Below are 15,411 nucleotides of genomic sequence, written 5' to 3'. Positions count from 1 at the left end.
GCGTGTCTTTAGGCGCCTTGGCCCTCGTACTCCTCGCCGGACTGATTCACGCCAGCTGGAACATCGCCGCCAAGAAGGCGGGCGGTGATGCCCGCTTTGCCGCTTTTACCGGCCTGGTGCTGCTGGTGGCGTGGGCGCCGCTGGGCATCTGGTTCGGCATTGCCGAGCTGCCGCGCTGGGGTTGGGCGCAATGGCTGCTGCTGTGTGCCAGCGCCGTGCTGCACACCGTCTATTACATCGTCCTGTTGCGTGGCTACCGCAAGGCGGACCTCACCGTGGTCTATCCGCTGGCGCGGGGCTCGGGGCCGCTGCTGTCGTCGCTGGCCGCCATCTTGCTGCTGGGCGAGCAGATTTCCGCGCTCGGTGTTGCCGGTATCGCGGGTGTCGTGGGCGGCGTGTTTCTGGTCGCCGGTGGGCCGGGCCTATGGCGCGCCTCGCACGACCCGGCGCAGCGCCAGCGGGTGCGCAAGGGCATGGTCTATGGCTTGCTGAGCGGCGCCTTTATCGCCAGCTATACCGTCGTCGATGGCTATGCGGTCAAGATCCTGCTGATGTCGCCGATCCTGGTGGATTACATGGGCTGCCTGCTGCGCATGGTGGTGCTGGCACCCGCCTTGCTGCGCGACCCCGCTGCGGCCAGGGTGTTGTGGAAGCAGCAATGGAAGTACGCGGTGTTTGTCGGCGTCGTCAGCCCCGTGTCCTATGTGCTGGTGCTGTACGCCATGCAGACAGCGCCGCTTTCGCATGTGGCGCCTGCGCGCGAGGTGTCCATGTTGTTTGCCGCGCTGATAGGCGGCCATCTGCTGGGTGAGGGCGACCGTGCCTTACGTCTGATCGGCGCCGCCTGCATTGCGGCGGGCGTGATGGCGCTGGCGCTGGGCTGAGACCGTGATTGAGGCAGCGATGACAGTGCCCTTGTTGCTTGGCTGCGATTTCTCCAGCAGCCCGACCAAGAAAAAACCCATTGTTTTAGCCCTCGGGTCTATGTTTCATGGGCGCTGCGTGCTATCAAAAATAGAGCGGCTGGAGTCCCTGGCGGCGTTCGGGCACTGGCTGCAACAGCCCCAGCCCTGGCTGGGCGCGTTTGATTTTCCATTTGGCCTGCCGCGTGAACTGGTGGCGCACCTGGGCTGGCCGCTGCAGTGGGAAGCCTGCATGCGCCACTATGCGGCCTTGAGCCGCGAAGACATCCGGAGCACCTTTGCCGCCTTCTGCGACGCGCGGCCAGTGGGCGGCAAGTTCGCCCATCGTGCCGCCGACGGCCCGGCCGGCTCCAGCCCCTCGATGAAATGGGTCAACCCACCCGTGGCCTACATGCTGCACGCCGGTGTGCCGCGTTTGCTCGCGGCGGGCGTGCACTTGCCCGGCCTGCATGACGGCGACACCCAACGTGTGGCGCTCGAAGCTTACCCGGGCCTGCTCGCGCGCGAGGTGCTGGGCAGCCGCTCTTACAAAAGCGACGACAAAGCCAGGCAGACGCCCGAGCGGCTGATTGCACGCAAGGACCTGATCACCGCGCTGGAGAACGGCCAAACGCGTCTGGGGCTGCGCCTCAAGGTCAGCCACGCGCAGCGCGACCTGCTGGCCGACGACGCCAGCGGCGACAGCCTCGATGCCGTGCTGTGCCTGATGCAGGCGGCCTGGGCGGCCCAGCAGGGCGCTCCCCGCTACGGCTTGCCGGTGGACATGGACACGCTGGAAGGATGGATCGTTACAGCGTGATCAGGGCAGGAACGAGGCTGTTTATTTGTACAGTATATTCAGAGCTTCTCTGCTCCTCTTTAATGCGCGCTGGCGACGACAGCAGAAAAAACGAAGCTGACGATCTTCAATGTTTATCAAGATTTCTGCCTCCAGGTCAATATTGGCGGGCGCAAGCAGCTATTAATTTAGTAGCAAATTAACGTGACGAAAAATTCCGCAGTCAAGTCCGTGGGCGTGTTCTTTCTGGTGGCACTCATGCATGGGGGTGTGTCGGCGCGCACGGCCTCGCCTCCCATCGCGGCCTGGCCCGGAATCGTCACCTATGTGGTTGATGGCGACACCGTCCGGGTGCGTCCGATAGCGGGGGGTAAACCGGTCAGCATTCGTATCCAGGGTATTGATGCGCCGGAAATCTGCCAGCCGGGCGGGGCCCTCGCGCGTGATGCGCTGATGCGCCGGCTTCTGGGCAAGCGTGCGGCGGTGCATGGCCAATACCACGACGACTACGGCCGCCTCCTGGCCAGGGTGGGGTTCAGCGGAGAAGATGCCGGCAAATGGATGGTCGCAAACGGTATGGCCTGGTCCTACCGCAGCCGCGGCAATGCAGGTCCCTATGCCCGGGCGGAAAAACGTGCCCAGGCCGCAAAGCTGGGACTGTTTGCATCGACAAAAGGCGCGCCGCCTGTGTATCCGGCGCTGTTCCGCAAGCAGCATGGAAGCTGCCACTGAAAGGATCCGTGGGGGTCTGCAAAGACTGCTGCAGGATCCAGGCGCCGCGGTGGCTGCATCGCCGCCCGGTCACAACGAAAAAAGCAGGCACAGATTATCTGTAGCCTGCTTTTTTTAGCCACCTGCGCGGTGGCCCGGCTTGTTCAGCCGCTTACGCTCAAGGACGAACGACGATGTCGTTACGCACACCCTTGACGTTCTTCACATTGCGGGCAATGTTTTCGGCCTGGGCTTTTTCAGCGCTGGACTTGGCAAAACCGGACAGCTGAACCGTGCCATTGAGCGTTTCCACCTTGATGGAGGACGCGGCAACGGTTTTGTCCTCGACGAACTTGGCCTTGACTGATGTGGTGATGGCAGCATCGTCAACATAAGCGCCAGCAGTTTCCTGACCACGCCCAACGGCGCAGCCGCTGCCGATGATGGTGATGCCTGCCAGTGCGGCGAATGCAATTGCGCGAGCGTATTTCATATTGTTTTCCTCTAAGTTGGTTTAATCGTCTGGTGCATGGTTAAAAAGGCCTGTCGACTGGCGGCACCACGCCGGCCGACCTGCGGTAATCGTTATTTCTCCAGCCAGTCCTTGAGCTCGTCGGCATGCTCTTCCTCATCGGCAAGAACATCTTCGAGCAGGCGGCGTGTCGTGGGATCCTTGTCGCCAATCAGCGCAATCATCTGGCGATAGGTTTCAACCGCGATGCGTTCGGCGATCAGGTTGACCCGCACCATGGTTTTGAGGTCGTTCGATTCGTCGTAATCCGCATGGCTGCGCTGCAACAGTGTGGCCGGCGAAAAGTCCGGCTCGCCGCCCAGCTGCACAATGCGCCGGGCAATGCGGTCCGCATGTCCGGATTCTTCATTGGCGTGGACCAGGAACTCGTCGGCAATGGGCGGCGACGACACACCGCTGGCCATGAAGTAGTGCCGCTTGTAGCGCAATACGCAAACCAGTTCTGTTGCCAGTGCGTCATTCAGCAGCTTGACGATCGCATCGCGGTGCGGCCCGTAGGCCGGCGTGATCGCGCCGTCATTGAGACTGTTGCGGGCTGCATTCAGCGCTGTTTCATCTAGCACCAGCTCGTCGGGGGCGGTGCGGGAAAGCGTGGAGGTGTTCATCGTGTGTAGGGTGTTTTTTCAGGCTTGTGCGGTGCGCCAGACAGCATGGACAGCAAGGTGCCTGGGAGTTCGGACGTCTTGAGGGCGGCCAGCAGCAAGCCGCCAAGTGATACCAGTCGCCAGGGCCGTAGTACGACCGCCGCAGCGCCTGCCGCGGCTGCAATACCCAATAGCTGCAACGGCTTTTCTTCGGCGTACCTGTCAATCATCGGCCGGGCAATGTCAACTGCCACGCTCACGGGGTGATGCCGCCACCAGCTCCCCAAAGCATGTTTGAGAACGCCCCAGGTTCCGCGGTCGAGAAAGTGCGCCGGATCATTCTCCGGGCCGGCCTCTGGATTGCCCGGGTTTTCTTCATGGTCCAGCTTTTCCCGGCTCATGTGCCGGACAATGGCCTTGCGGCTGCTGGCCAGCCTTTCCTGCGGCGTTGGGGCGGTGAGGGTGGACATCGGTTCAGGCGGCCATGCGCAATGCGCGCGCGTCGCTGTCAATCTGGGCTTTCAACTCGGGAAAGCGTTCATTCGCGAAAGGTTTTCTCGCGCGCAATGCGGCCCCGATGGCGATGGCCAGTGCAATGCCCGGAACCGCCACCAGTGCCCAGTGAAACTGGTTTTGAAGCGCCCCCAGCATGACGGCCGTTCCTGCGAGCCCCAAAAATACGGCGGCCGCCAGTACCGCAATCACCCACGCCACAGCCCGTGCAACCAGCTCGGCACCCGCATCGGAAGCCTCTTCATGAAAGAGCGCCGCGTAAGCAGAGACATGGTCCATGACGAGGTCAGGCCGTTGCACGATGGTGGAGAACAGGGGGTGAAGCATTGGATGGGGCGAATCTGCGTGCAGTGGTCGGTACCGGGGAAAAGCGGGCGGGAGCCTGGCGATCAGTAACGGTTTTGGTTGCGATGGCGTGCAGACGACACCAGCAGCGCGATGCCGGCGCCGACGGCGGCGGCAATCAGCACCGAACGCAGGGGTTGCTCGGCAACATAACGGGTGGTTGCACCTGCGGCATTGGACAGCGACTGCTGTGCGCGATGCTTGGCTTCAGAGGCGATATCGAGGCTCTGACGGGCAAGGTGCTGGGCCTTGGACGCCAGCATGTCAACGACGGGATCCACGCTGCCGCGCAGTTCGCGCACTTTGGTTTCGGCTTTGTCGAATGCCTCGTTGGCATAGCTGCGGGTGGAGTCAACGGCTTTTTCTGCGTTCTGCAGCAACTCATCCGAGCTTTGGCGGGCAGTCTTGGTGGCGGTTTGGGTATTCATGTCAGGTCCTTGGTGAGTTGAGTGAATGACGATGGAGATGCGAGGAGAGAGTGCCGCTCGCTCGTAAAAAGCGTTCGGCACTCTCGGAATGGCTGGATCAATTCTTTCGGAGCAAGCTGATGACAAAGCTCACGATGGCCATGACGGCGAAGATGAAAAAGAGGATCTTGGCGATCTCGACGGCACCTGCGGCGATGCCACCAAAACCGAACACGGCAGCGATCAACGCGATGATCAGGAAAACGACGGAGTAGTGCAGCATCTCGGGCTCCTTGCTTGGCTAAAAGGGGTGGTGCTTCTTTTTGAAACGCCTTCAGCAAGGTTAATGAGTGCCTTCAATTTCCTTCATCGGCTGCCAGCGTGTGCCCCTGTCAGTTCGAGCGGCCATGCCCTGTAGGAGGTGGCCGACATTTTGTTACGCTGGCAGCGCAGCGCATGCCTCGAAAAGCTGAGGGGTGTTGAGCCCTTTGGCGGGCAGGGCGCAGCAGCAGGTGACCTGCCCCGCGCCACGTTCAGAGACCGGTCAAAGTGTTTTGGGCAGCACCGCTGAAATGCGCGTGCCATCGCCTTCGGTGCTGGACACCGTCAGCCGTCCGCCTGCGGCTTCGACGCGATGGCGCATGCCGGCAAGGCCATGGCTTCCCGGGCCCACGCTCTCAAGCTTGAAGCCTTTGCCGTTATCTTTGACTTCTACCGTGATGTAGCTGTCGAAGTTGTGAAGGCTGATCTCGGCTTGCCTGGCTTCTGCGTATTTGCCGATGTTTGTCAGTGACTCCTGCACCAGCCGGTAGATGGTCAGCTGCGCCGAGCCGCCGAGTTCCACAGGCTCCAGATCGGTGGTGATGGAGAGTCCGGAGCGTTCTTCAAACTCGCGTGCGAGGATCTCGAGAGAGGCGACCAGGCCCAGATGCGACAGCGAGGACGGCCGGAGGTCTTCGACAATGCGGCGTTTCAGCGCAATGCCGCTGTTCAGCGTGTTGGTCAGGTGCGTCAGCCGCTCAGCCGCTTCCGGCAGATTGCCTGCCAGGCGGGATTTCAATCGGGCCACATCCAGTTTCGCGGCGGTCAAAAGCGCGCCCAGTTCGTCATGCAGTTCACGCGCGAGGTGGCCGCGTTCGTCCTCGCGCACATTTTGCAGGTGGGTAGCCAGCTCGGCCAGGTTGGCGGTTCTTTCACGTACCTGTATTTCGAGGAAGTCGCGCTCGCGTTGCAGGGATTCCTGCTCGCGCCGGCCGGAAGCAAGCAGCGCCTTGGTTTGAAGGAGGTACATGTAAAAAGCCAGCAAGCCCGCCAAAGCCATGGCCGCAATGCCGATTCGGGAGAGCTCCAGCGCCTTCTTGATCTGAACCTGCCCCTGCTCCATTTTGCTGACGCTGTTGGAGGCCAGTTTCGCGGACTGCGCGCGAATCGCCTCCATATGCTCTTTCCCTACGTCCGTGGTCAGGACAAATTTCCAGGCGTCCTCGTTGCCTTCCTTGCGCATGCGCACGCTCAGGTCCATTTCGGCCAGCTTGCGCGAAACATGCCTGGACATGACGCCGAACTCTGAAAGTTGATCCTGGTAAGGGGTGAACAGCCGGCGCAAGGCATCCAGGTTCTGGTCGATATCGGCCAGGGCGGAGTTGTAGGGCTCGAGATATCGAACGTCGCCGGTCAGCAGGTAGCCGCGCTGCCCGGTTTCCGCATCCAGCATGTGCTGCATCAACCGGTTGATGGCGCCGCGGGTTTGCTGGGCCTCTTCAATACTGGCGGCCGCCTCTGTGGATTTCTGGAAGCTTGCCTCGTTAATGAAGATGAGAATGGCGGCAGCCAGCACCGCCAGGGGCAGGCTGATGGCCATTTTTGGGATCGCAAATCGTTTCACGGCAAACTCCGTTCAGTCATTTGGTGAAAATTTCGTCAATAATGAACACTGAAAATCAATGCGGATGTCCTGCAGGCCATCTTTTTCATTGCGTTGCCCGCTTGCGCAGACCTTATAGAAAGACAGCGACATGATCAAAATTGGAATTGTGGACGACCATGCCATTGTGCGTTCTGGACTCAAACAGTTTTTTTCCGACCAGGTGGACCTGCGTGTCGTGGGAGAAGCCGGCAGTGGCCGTGAGGCAATTGATCTGGTGCGTAACGTTGAGCTGGATATTCTGGTCATGGACTTGTCCATGCCTGGGCAAAGCGGCATCGATGCGCTGGCCATGATTCGCGCCAAGGCGCCTGATGTCGGCATCCTCATTCTGAGCGGCTATCCTGAAGAGCACTATGCGGTCAACCTGATTCGCCAGGGCGCCAGCGGCTACCTGAACAAGGAATGCGATCCATCCGAGATTGTGGATGCGATTCGTGTGATTTCTCTTGGCAAACGCTACATTACCCCGGCGGTGGCAGAGCTCCTTGCGCAGCAGCTGAACCGGCCCAACGACGTGGCTTCCCACGAACAATTGTCCGAGCGGGAGTTCCAGGTTTTTCTCAAGCTGGCCAAGGGTGAAACCGCAGGCGACATTGCCAAGGCGCTTTCGCTGAGCGTGAAAACCGTGAGCACCTACAGGACGCGTGTCATGGAAAAAATGAGCCTGTCCTCCAACAGCGACCTGACCTACTACGCGCTCAAGAACAAGCTGATCGATTGAGTTCAATCTGAAATGGTGCTCTGCTGGATGCAATAGTCCACCAGGGCATCGATTTCGTTGGACTTGTCAAAAACGGCATCGACACCGAGCTGGGCACATCTCTGGCGGATGTCTGCAGTGGCGTAATTGCTGAGGACGACGACTTTTTGCGTGGCGGGGCGGTCACGGCAGGCAGCCAGCACACCCAAACCGCTTCCCTGTTTCAGAAACAGGTCAACAATCGCCAAATCCCAATCGCCGCTGTTCTCGACAAGCCAGGCCTTGCCTTCGTTTTCAGTTTCGGCGGTGCCTACCGCGTCAATGCCTGCCAATTCCTCAAGCGTCCCGATCAGATTCTCTCGAATGGTGGGATTGTCTTCTACGATGTACGTTTTCAGTCTCACTGCTCGGGTCCAGGTGGGAAGGCTACGTGCTTCTCGGAAATATTACAAAAGGCTCAAGAACGCGGTGTCCTTGTTTCCTAATGTATCTTTTTATTGTGGCCCATTCTGCCAGTGACCAAGGGCAGTGCCTGTAGGAGGTTTCCTACGACCCGCTCGAAAAAACTGTAGGCACATGCCCACAGCGTCTTATGGCGCTTGCCGACTGTCCTGTGGGGTGAGCTGACGCACATTTGATTCACTGTAGTTCAACGCGCTTGTAAGGGTGATGGACATTGCTGGCAGCCGCGCATTGTTGGCCATTACAGACTGCCCTTGCAATGGTTTGAACGATTCCTCTCCAGCACATGAACAACGTCTTGTCCTCATCGCCTCTTCTGCGTAGAACACTCATCGGCATTGCCGTATTGGCGGTGATTCTGGTGCTGGTTGCGGTGTTTTTCCCTTGGGACGTGCTTCGTGGCCCGATCAATCGTCACGTATCCGAGCAACTCGGAAGGCGTTTTGAAATTACCCGGCACCTGTCGGTGCAGCTCGGACGTACTGCCACGGTCAAGGCCGACGGGGTGGAAATAGCCAACCCCGAATGGGCCAGCAAACCCTATCTGGTGACGGCAACCGCCGCAGAATTTGATATCCGGCTGTTGCCGCTTCTTTTTGGCCGGGTAGAGTTGCCCCGGATTGTGCTGACCGAGCCGCAGATAGGGCTCCAAATAGAGCCCGATGGCCGCCGGACCTGGGCCTTGTCGCGGGATACGTCCGACGAAGGATCCGTTCCACGGATCGACGCGCTGGTCATTGACCGCGGCACGGTTGACTACCAGGCTGCAGCGCAAGGCGCCAATATCCATGTTCAGTTCTCACTGGCACAAGAAGCAAATGAGCAGTTGCCCCTGAGCTACAAGGCCACCGGCAAATGGAAAAACGAGTCCTTCAATGCGACTGGCCGCACCGGCGGCGTACTCCAGCTGAGTAAAGACCTCGAAGCGCCGTTTCCGGTAGAAGTGAACGCCGTAGCCGGCAAGACCAGCCTCAAGGCCAAAGGCTCGGTCTCCAATCTCGCAGAGCTGGCCGGCATCAACGCGACCTTTGACCTGCAGGGACGCAACCTGGAAGAACTCTACAAGCTGGTGGGCGTTGTGCTGCCTTCAACACCACCCTACAAAGTCCGGGGCAAGCTGGCCAGGCACGGCAAGGTGTGGGCGGCCACCCAGATGCAGGGCGTTCTTGGAGGTTCGGATATCAATGGGGCGCTCAGTTTTGACCAGTCTGCTGCCGTGCCGCTTCTGACCGGCAAGGTCCAGTCCAGGCTGCTTGATTTCGCCGACCTCGCCCCCGTGATCGGCCTGGCTCCATCAGGGAAAGCCACGCCTGCCAGTGCCGACACACCTGTTGCCAGGACTGACAGCGATTCGGCGGCGGCGGCGCCAGGCAGAAAAACGGTGCCCACTGCGCGCAAGGTTCTGCCTGTCGCAGCGCTTGATGTGACGCGGCTGCAGGCGATGAACGCCGACGTGATTTATTCTGCGGCTGATATACGGCATGTGAAAGTACTGCCGCTCGACAAGGGCAGCGTTCATGTCCAGCTGAAATCCGGTGTTTTGCAACTCGACCCGATCTCGCTGGGCATTGCAGGCGGTACGGTGGCAGGGAGTATCCGCATCGACTCCAACCCTGTGCCCGCGGTTTTCACGACACGGTTGGACCTGCGGGCCGTGCAGCTCAACCAGCTCTTTCCTGCCGTTGAAACGACCAGGAGCAGCCTGGGCAAGGTTAGCGGCCAGCTGGACCTGAAAGGGCGCGGAAATTCACTGGCGCAAATGCTGGGATCGGCATCCGGCGACGTCGCCGTGCTGATGGGTAAGGGCGAGATCAGCAATATCCTGCTCGAGTTCATGGGCCTGGACGGCGGAGAGGTGATCAAGTTCCTGGTTCGTGGTGACCGCAATGTGCAGTTGCGCTGTGCTGCTGCGGCTTTTGAAGTGAACAAAGGCCTGATGACCACCAAAACGATTGTGCTGGATACGGCAGATACGGTCATCAACGGTCGCGGCACGATCAACCTTGCCGATGAGACATTGGACCTTGTTCTGGATCCGGCGCCCAAAGACCGCAGCATACTGAGCTTGCGGTCTCCCCTGAAGATTGGCGGTACCTTCGCCTCCCTATCGGCCGGCCCTGACAAGGGAGCCCTCGCGGGACGTGCAGCCGTTGCTATCGGACTGGGTGTGATCAATCCCTTGCTGGCATTGGCCGCTACCATTGAAACCGGACCGGGCCAGGATGAAAACTGTGCAGCGATTCTTGCGAAGGCCGCAGCGTCTGCTGCCGGCTCGCGGATGCCGGCATCGGCCACCAGATAAGGTTTTCCCGCGGCCTTTCAGCCGGATTCTTTCAGGGAATTTTTTTGGCCCCGCCGCCGCACACTGCGCATGCCGCATGGGGCGCAATTTTCATTTCGCTCCATTCCATGTGTTTGCCGTCCAGCATCAACAGCCGCCCGGTCAACGACCCGCTGATGCCGCAGATCAGCTTCAGGGCTTCGGCAGCCTGCGTGCTGCCCATGATGCCGACCATCGGCGCGAAAACGCCCATCGTCGCGCAAAGGGCTTCTTCCAGCTGGTCTGATTCGGGAAACACGCAGGCATAGCACGGTGAATCTTCGCGTCGCGAATCGTAGACGGCGATCTGGCCGTCAAAGCGGATGGCTGCACCCGATACCAATGGCTTGCGGTGTTTGACGCAAGCGCGGTTGATGGCATGGCGCGTGGAGAAGTTGTCCGTGCAGTCCAGCACAACATCGGCGTCCCGGACCAGCTGATCGAGCAGCGCGCCTTCTGCGCGCCGGGTAACCGGGGTGACCACGACGTCGGGGTTGATGGCCGCGATGGACTGGGCAACGGATTCTGCCTTGAACGTTCCGATGCGAGACAGGTTGTGGGCGATTTGCCGTTGCAGGTTGGTGGCATCCACCCGGTCATGGTCGGCGATGGTGATGTGGCCGACACCGGCGCTGCCCAGATAAAGCGCGACGGGCGAGCCCAGTCCGCCCGCACCGACGATCAGCACATGCGACTGGAGGATTTTTTCCTGACCTTCGATGCCGATCTCGTCGAGCAGGATGTGCCGCGAGTAACGAAGCAGCTGTTCGTCGTTCATGATGGGAAACCGTTCAAGCTGCAGGACGGGCTGGCCCGGAAGGGGCAGGGCGGGATCCGGCGCAAGCCGGCTCCGCTCTGCGCATCGGCCTAGTTGTCTTTTTTCTCGTTTTTCGGTTCGACCACGGCTGTCTTGCTGACCAGCACGGGACGTCCCTTGAGCTTGTTGATCGCCTGGGCCAGCTGGAAGTCCTTGTCGCTACCCAGTTCAGGCGGGCGACGCTGCTCAGGTGTCTTCTTGGCTTCTTCTTCAAGGCGCTTCAGGGCCTCTTCGCGAGCCTTCTCGCGGCCGGCGTCTTTCACTTCAGCGCCCTGGCCACTGTTGAGGTGTTTCTCAAGATCGGCTTCGCGGGTGCGCAATGCGGCAAAAGGACTGCCTTCAGCGGTTTCATCGACCATGACGTCAGGCACGATGCCGCGCGCCTGGATGGATTTCCCGCTGGGCGTAAAGTAACGTGCCGTGGTGAGCTTCAGACCCGTATCCGGCCCCAGGGGGCGGACGGTTTGCACCGATCCCTTGCCGAAAGTCTGGTTGCCCATGATGGTGGCACGCTTGTGGTCCTGCAAAGCACCCGCGACGATTTCGCTGGCAGAGGCCGAGCCTTCATTGACCAGCACCACCAGCGGCACGTTCTTGAGGGCAGCCGGCAGGCGCTTGAGCGGGTCGGCGCCGTTGCGTCGCTGGTAGAACTCCGGCGCAGCCTTGTAGGTGAATTTGCTTTCGGCCAGCTGGCCGTTGGTGGACACCACAGTGACGTTTTCAGGCAGGAAAGCTGACGAGACAGCGACTGCCGCATCCAGCAGGCCACCCGGGTCATTGCGCAGGTCCAGCACCAGGCCCTTGAGGTTGGGCTCCTGCTTGTAAATCTGCTCAAGCTTGGTCACGAAGTCGTCGACCGTGCGTTCCTGGAACTGGCTCAGGCGAATCCACGCATAGCCGGGCTCCACCACTTTGCTGCGAACCGACTGGGTACGGATTTCTTCGCGCGTGATGGTGACCGGGAAGGTGCGGTTTTCGTCCTTGCGAAAAATGGTTAACAGCACCTTGGTCTTGGGTTCGCCGCGCATTTTCTTGACCGCGTCGTTGAGGCTCAGGCCCTTGACTGCCGTGTCATCGATACGTGTGATCAGGTCGTTCGGCTTGAGGCCGGCGCGGTCCGCAGGGGAGCCTTCGATGGGAGACACCACCTTGACAAGGCCGTCTTCCTGGCTGATTTCGATGCCGACACCGACAAAACGGCCTGTGGTGCCTTCCCGGAATTCCTTGAACGACTTTTTGTCGAAGTAAACCGAGTGCGGATCAAGACTGGCCACCATGCCGGAAATGGCGTCGGTGATGAGTTTTTTCTCGTCCACCGGTTCCACGTAGTCCGTCTTGACCATGCCAAAAACGGCTGCGAGTTGCTGCAGTTCTTCCAGCGGAAGGGGTGCCAGGCCGCCACGGGCCACGGCTTGCAGCTGTACGGTGGTGAGGGCTCCAGCCACGGCACCAATTGAAATCCAGCCTGCTATCTTGAGCTTCTGACCCATAGAAAATACCTTCGTAAACCTGTTGAAGAGCCCCTGCTCCCCCTATGTGAAGCAATATACACCTTGGAGAAAGGCCGGTCGCCACAGTTCCGCCATTCGTGCGGCCTGGCGCCGCAAAAGAGCCAAATCAGCCAGCTTTTACAGGACTTTTACAAGAATGGCTCCCGCAGGACTGCCGGGAGTCACTGAATTGCCCCTCAAGCCTTGCCTTGCGCACCCACGGCCGCTGCCGCCTTGGCAGCGGCCTCACTATCACCGAGGTAGTAATGGCGCAAGGGCCGCAATTCGGCGTCCAGCTCATAGACCAGCGGGATGCCATTGGGAATGTTGAGTCCCACGATGTCACTGTCGGAGATGTTGTCCAGATACTTCACCAGGGCGCGGATGGAATTGCCGTGGGCCGCCACCACAATACGCTTGCCTGCCTTGATGGCCGGCGCCATGGACTCATTCCAGAATGGCAGGACGCGGTTCACCGTGTCTTTGAGGCATTCAGTCAGCGGCACCTGACCGGGCTGCAGCCTGGCGTAGCGCGGGTCGTTGCGTTCGCAGCGCTCGTCGGCGGCATCAAGCGCCGGGGGCGGCGTGTCATAGCTGCGGCGCCAGATCAGCACCTGCTCGTCGCCGAATTTTTTCGCTGTTTCGGCCTTGTTCAACCCCTGCAGGGCACCGTAATGCCGTTCGTTGAGACGCCAGCTGTGCACTACGGGCAGCCAGGTACGGTCCATTTCGTCCAGCGTGTGCCAGAGCGTGCGGGTCGCGCGCTTGAGCACGCTGGTATAGGCCACGTCAAAGTCATAACCTTCGGTTTTGAGCAGTTTGCCGGCGTTTTTGGCCTGTTCGATGCCGGTTTCGGTGAGGTCAACGTCGGCCCAGCCGGTGAAGCGGTTTTCAAGGTTCCAGATCGATTCGCCGTGGCGGATGAGCACGAGTTTGTACATGGTGGGAAGGGTGAGGAGTGGAAAAAAGGGAATAAGGAGGGCCGCCGGCAGGGCGTTTTCTCCCTCTATTTTAAGAGCCTGTCTACGATCTAAAAGGGCCGCGCAAGCATCTTCTCGGGATGGGATGCAAGGCGCGGTGTGCTGCCCATAGCTTAGCTATGGGTTAGCGCCGCAACGCCGCAGACCGCCCGAGAAGGTGCTTGCCCTCCGGGTTGGGGGTGAAATCGGGCGATTGAGCCCCCCAGCCCCTTGCATGGGCATTAGCCCATGCGGCGTGCCCGGTCGGCTCACTCATCCCGATTGCACCCCAACGCGACCCGTTTAGATCGTAGACAGGCTCTAAAATCATGGGTTCGCTGAAAAAGCGCTCCAAGACACACAAAGGGTACAACGTGAAATTTCTGATCGATAACTGGATGCTGATTTCGATAGCGGTCGCCTCGGGCGGCATGCTGGTTTGGCCCATGATTTCCGGCGCCATGAACGCTGGCGCGCTCACGGCGAGCGGCGCCGTACAGCTGATCAACCGCGAAAAAGCGGTGGTGGTGGACGTCAGCGAGGCCGAAGAATTCGCTGCCGGCCATGTCACCGGCGCCAAAAACGTGCCCTTCAGCGAGCTGGAAGGAAAACTCCCCGCCACCGTCAAAAACAAGGCTTTGCCGCTGATTTTGGTGTGCGCCACGGGTGCCCGCGCCGGCCGCGCCGTCGCCGTCGCCAAAAAGCTCGGCTACGAGCAGGCCCAATCACTGGGCGGCGGGCTGAAAGCGTGGAAAGAAGCTAACCTGCCACTTGAGAAGGCCTGATCAGTTCAGTTCTGACCAGTTTCCCGATCCGGTTTTTGGCAGGCACGAAAGCTGCAACGCCGAGGCTACCGGGCTTTGGCCCGGCTTTCGCCCTGGCCATCCATTTTTCCTGCGCTGCGCGTAGACCAGCTCTTCCGGAGGAACCATGCAAACCGTCAAAATTTACACCACAGGTACCTGCCCTTATTGCATCCAGGCCAAGCAGATATTGAAGCAGCGCGGCGTCACCGAGCTTGACGAAATCCGTGTGGACATGGTGCCTGGTGAACGCCAGAAAATGATGGACATCACTGGCCGGCGCACCGTGCCGCAGATTTTTATCGGCGATACCCATGTTGGTGGCTGTGATGACCTCATGGCCCTGGACAGCCGTGGCGGCCTGATGCCGTTGCTGGACCGCTAACCCCCGTTCAGGCTCACTTCGTGTAGCCTGCTCCCCCCTTCCAGGGGGCGGCGCCTGGGGCCGGCAAAGCCGGACCCGCGGCCCCCACTGGTGAAATACTTCCATCACTGGTCGCACCCACAGAACTCTTCAAGCCAGCATGAGCCGCGGGACTGGCTTTGCCAGACCGCAGGCGGGCGGCCCCCTCGGGGGCAGGGAGCTACACGAAGTGAGCGACCGTGGGGGCCACGTCCACGGCTCCCTATAATCATCCGATTTCCCTCCAAGCACCCGAAAGAGCACCATGGCTGAAGCCAATCTTGACCCCGTATTCCAGATCCAGCGCGTTTACCTCAAGGACGTGTCACTGGAGCAGCCCAATTCGCCCGAAATCCTGCTGAGCCCGGAGCAGCCTGCGGTGGACATCCAGCTGGGCGTGGGCGCCACCCCCGTGGCAGACGGCCTTTTTGAGGTTTCCGTGACGGCCACCGTGCAGACGAAAATCGGCGACAAAACCGTGTTTCTGGTGGAAGCCAAGCAGGCCGGCATTTTTGAAATCCGCAATGTGCCCGAAGACCAGATGGGCGCCATCCTGGGCATTGCCTGCCCGCAAATCGTCTACCCCTACCTGCGCGGCAATGTCGCTGACGTGATCCAGCGCGGCGGCTTCCCGCCTGTGCACATGGCTGAAATCAACTTCCAGGCCATGTACGAACAGCAGCAAGTCCAGGCCGCTGCCGAATCGGCCGCTCCCCAGATCATCGTTTGATGGGCTG

At 60.3% G+C, this 15,411-nt stretch carries 19 protein-coding genes; 8 read left to right on the top strand and 11 right to left on the bottom strand.

What is annotated here, in order from left to right; all coding sequences use genetic code 11:
• Positions 1-2 precede the first annotated feature (2 nt).
• The 3 genes from AC1DZE_RS10400 to AC1DZE_RS10390 all read left to right on the top strand — a co-directional run bounded on the left by AC1DZE_RS10400 (position 3) and on the right by AC1DZE_RS10390 (position 2,433).
• A complete protein-coding gene (locus AC1DZE_RS10400) occupies positions 3-884 on the top strand; it encodes an EamA family transporter (protein WP_477669813.1) in 882 nt (293 codons plus the stop codon).
• 19 nt (positions 885-903) lie between these two features.
• Positions 904-1,722 (top strand): DUF429 domain-containing protein, encoded by an 819-nt coding sequence (locus AC1DZE_RS10395; RefSeq protein ID WP_477669812.1) that lies wholly within the window; start codon positions 904-906, stop codon positions 1,720-1,722.
• A gap of 183 nt (positions 1,723-1,905) precedes the next feature.
• Complete coding sequence (locus AC1DZE_RS10390; protein ID WP_477672493.1) at positions 1,906-2,433, top strand: thermonuclease family protein; 528 nt, start codon at positions 1,906-1,908, stop codon at positions 2,431-2,433.
• A 157-nt stretch (positions 2,434-2,590) separates the two neighbouring features.
• Here AC1DZE_RS10390 and AC1DZE_RS10385 read toward each other — a convergent pair whose 3' ends face one another.
• The 7 genes from AC1DZE_RS10385 to AC1DZE_RS10355 all read right to left on the bottom strand — a co-directional run bounded on the left by AC1DZE_RS10385 (position 2,591) and on the right by AC1DZE_RS10355 (position 6,678).
• The gene (locus AC1DZE_RS10385) at positions 2,591-2,905 is read right to left on the bottom strand and encodes a BON domain-containing protein (RefSeq protein WP_477648500.1); all 315 of its coding nucleotides are present in this window, start codon (positions 2,903-2,905) and stop codon (positions 2,591-2,593) included.
• A 92-nt stretch (positions 2,906-2,997) separates the two neighbouring features.
• On the bottom strand, positions 2,998-3,549 hold the full coding sequence (locus AC1DZE_RS10380) for a ferritin-like domain-containing protein (RefSeq protein ID WP_477669810.1): 552 nt from the start codon (positions 3,547-3,549) through the stop codon (positions 2,998-3,000).
• Positions 3,546-3,998, bottom strand: a complete 453-nt coding sequence (locus AC1DZE_RS10375) for a hypothetical protein (protein ID WP_477672494.1) — start codon at positions 3,996-3,998, stop codon at positions 3,546-3,548. The genes AC1DZE_RS10380 and AC1DZE_RS10375 overlap by 4 nt, the downstream gene beginning before the upstream one ends.
• 4 nt (positions 3,999-4,002) lie before the next feature.
• Entirely contained in the window at positions 4,003-4,368 is a 366-nt protein-coding gene (locus tag AC1DZE_RS10370) for a hypothetical protein (RefSeq protein ID WP_477672495.1), read from the bottom strand.
• A 62-nt stretch (positions 4,369-4,430) separates the two neighbouring features.
• Positions 4,431-4,814 (bottom strand): glycine zipper domain-containing protein, encoded by a 384-nt coding sequence (locus AC1DZE_RS10365; protein ID WP_457279640.1) that lies wholly within the window; start codon positions 4,812-4,814, stop codon positions 4,431-4,433.
• Positions 4,815-4,911: 97 nt separating this feature from the next.
• Positions 4,912-5,076, bottom strand: coding sequence for a DUF1328 domain-containing protein (locus tag AC1DZE_RS10360; RefSeq protein ID WP_457279639.1), 165 nt, complete (start codon positions 5,074-5,076; stop codon positions 4,912-4,914).
• 261 nt (positions 5,077-5,337) lie between these two features.
• Entirely contained in the window at positions 5,338-6,678 is a 1,341-nt protein-coding gene (locus AC1DZE_RS10355; protein ID WP_477669808.1) for a sensor histidine kinase, read from the bottom strand.
• Positions 6,679-6,808: 130 nt separating this feature from the next.
• On the opposite strand from AC1DZE_RS10355, the gene AC1DZE_RS10350 reads away from it, so the two are divergent.
• On the top strand, positions 6,809-7,441 hold the full coding sequence (locus tag AC1DZE_RS10350; RefSeq protein WP_007867910.1) for a response regulator: 633 nt from the start codon (positions 6,809-6,811) through the stop codon (positions 7,439-7,441).
• Between the two features lie 2 nt (positions 7,442-7,443).
• Here the strand turns inward: AC1DZE_RS10350 and AC1DZE_RS10345 are convergent, their stop codons facing one another.
• A complete protein-coding gene (locus AC1DZE_RS10345) occupies positions 7,444-7,824 on the bottom strand; it encodes a response regulator (protein ID WP_477669807.1) in 381 nt (126 codons plus the stop codon).
• A 344-nt stretch (positions 7,825-8,168) separates the two neighbouring features.
• Here AC1DZE_RS10345 and AC1DZE_RS10340 point away from each other — a divergent pair, with 344 nt between their 5' ends.
• Positions 8,169-10,184, top strand: a complete 2,016-nt coding sequence (locus AC1DZE_RS10340; RefSeq protein ID WP_477672496.1) for an AsmA family protein — start codon at positions 8,169-8,171, stop codon at positions 10,182-10,184.
• A gap of 31 nt (positions 10,185-10,215) precedes the next feature.
• Here the strand turns inward: AC1DZE_RS10340 and AC1DZE_RS10335 are convergent, their stop codons facing one another.
• The 3 genes from AC1DZE_RS10335 to gpmA all read right to left on the bottom strand — a co-directional run bounded on the left by AC1DZE_RS10335 (position 10,216) and on the right by gpmA (position 13,450).
• Positions 10,216-10,980: a HesA/MoeB/ThiF family protein gene (locus tag AC1DZE_RS10335; protein WP_477669805.1), complete on the bottom strand. Its 765-nt coding sequence runs from the start codon at positions 10,978-10,980 to the stop codon at positions 10,216-10,218.
• 89 nt (positions 10,981-11,069) lie between these two features.
• A complete protein-coding gene (locus AC1DZE_RS10330; RefSeq protein WP_477669804.1) occupies positions 11,070-12,509 on the bottom strand; it encodes a S41 family peptidase in 1,440 nt (479 codons plus the stop codon).
• A 197-nt stretch (positions 12,510-12,706) separates the two neighbouring features.
• Positions 12,707-13,450, bottom strand: coding sequence for a 2,3-diphosphoglycerate-dependent phosphoglycerate mutase (gpmA, locus tag AC1DZE_RS10325; RefSeq protein ID WP_477674495.1), 744 nt, complete (start codon positions 13,448-13,450; stop codon positions 12,707-12,709).
• Between the two features lie 392 nt (positions 13,451-13,842).
• Between gpmA and AC1DZE_RS10320 the strand changes: the two genes are divergently transcribed.
• The 3 genes from AC1DZE_RS10320 to secB all read left to right on the top strand — a co-directional run bounded on the left by AC1DZE_RS10320 (position 13,843) and on the right by secB (position 15,404).
• On the top strand, positions 13,843-14,253 hold the full coding sequence (locus AC1DZE_RS10320; protein ID WP_477648489.1) for a rhodanese-like domain-containing protein: 411 nt from the start codon (positions 13,843-13,845) through the stop codon (positions 14,251-14,253).
• A 145-nt stretch (positions 14,254-14,398) separates the two neighbouring features.
• The gene (grxC, locus tag AC1DZE_RS10315) at positions 14,399-14,656 is read left to right on the top strand and encodes a glutaredoxin 3 (protein WP_477669802.1); all 258 of its coding nucleotides are present in this window, start codon (positions 14,399-14,401) and stop codon (positions 14,654-14,656) included.
• Between the two features lie 283 nt (positions 14,657-14,939).
• Complete coding sequence (gene secB / locus AC1DZE_RS10310) at positions 14,940-15,404, top strand: protein-export chaperone SecB (protein WP_477669801.1); 465 nt, start codon at positions 14,940-14,942, stop codon at positions 15,402-15,404.
• Positions 15,405-15,411 lie beyond the last annotated feature (7 nt).

The sequence above is a fragment of the Polaromonas sp. P1_F1 genome, from assembly GCF_056405795.1.
Note: the sequence above shows the minus strand (reverse complement) of the source record. Positions and strands in the feature narration are given on the sequence as shown.

Excerpts from the sequence above, each read along its gene's own strand:
- AC1DZE_RS10340 (WP_477672496.1), top strand. The coding sequence starts at position 8,169 with ATGAACAACGTCTTGTCCTCATCGCCTCTTCTGCGTAGAACACTCATC.
- AC1DZE_RS10380 (WP_477669810.1), bottom strand. The coding sequence starts at position 3,549 with ATGAACACCTCCACGCTTTCCCGCACCGCCCCCGACGAGCTGGTGCTA.
- AC1DZE_RS10385 (WP_477648500.1), bottom strand. The coding sequence starts at position 2,905 with ATGAAATACGCTCGCGCAATTGCATTCGCCGCACTGGCAGGCATCACC.
- secB (WP_477669801.1), top strand. The coding sequence starts at position 14,940 with ATGGCTGAAGCCAATCTTGACCCCGTATTCCAGATCCAGCGCGTTTAC.
- AC1DZE_RS10395 (WP_477669812.1), top strand. The coding sequence starts at position 904 with ATGACAGTGCCCTTGTTGCTTGGCTGCGATTTCTCCAGCAGCCCGACC.
- AC1DZE_RS10350 (WP_007867910.1), top strand. The coding sequence starts at position 6,809 with ATGATCAAAATTGGAATTGTGGACGACCATGCCATTGTGCGTTCTGGA.
- AC1DZE_RS10370 (WP_477672495.1), bottom strand. The coding sequence starts at position 4,368 with ATGCTTCACCCCCTGTTCTCCACCATCGTGCAACGGCCTGACCTCGTC.
- AC1DZE_RS10335 (WP_477669805.1), bottom strand. The coding sequence starts at position 10,980 with ATGAACGACGAACAGCTGCTTCGTTACTCGCGGCACATCCTGCTCGAC.
- grxC (WP_477669802.1), top strand. The coding sequence starts at position 14,399 with ATGCAAACCGTCAAAATTTACACCACAGGTACCTGCCCTTATTGCATC.
- gpmA (WP_477674495.1), bottom strand. The coding sequence starts at position 13,450 with ATGTACAAACTCGTGCTCATCCGCCACGGCGAATCGATCTGGAACCTT.
- AC1DZE_RS10365 (WP_457279640.1), bottom strand. The coding sequence starts at position 4,814 with ATGAATACCCAAACCGCCACCAAGACTGCCCGCCAAAGCTCGGATGAG.
- AC1DZE_RS10375 (WP_477672494.1), bottom strand. The coding sequence starts at position 3,998 with ATGTCCACCCTCACCGCCCCAACGCCGCAGGAAAGGCTGGCCAGCAGC.
- AC1DZE_RS10330 (WP_477669804.1), bottom strand. The coding sequence starts at position 12,509 with ATGGGTCAGAAGCTCAAGATAGCAGGCTGGATTTCAATTGGTGCCGTG.
- AC1DZE_RS10360 (WP_457279639.1), bottom strand. The coding sequence starts at position 5,076 with ATGCTGCACTACTCCGTCGTTTTCCTGATCATCGCGTTGATCGCTGCC.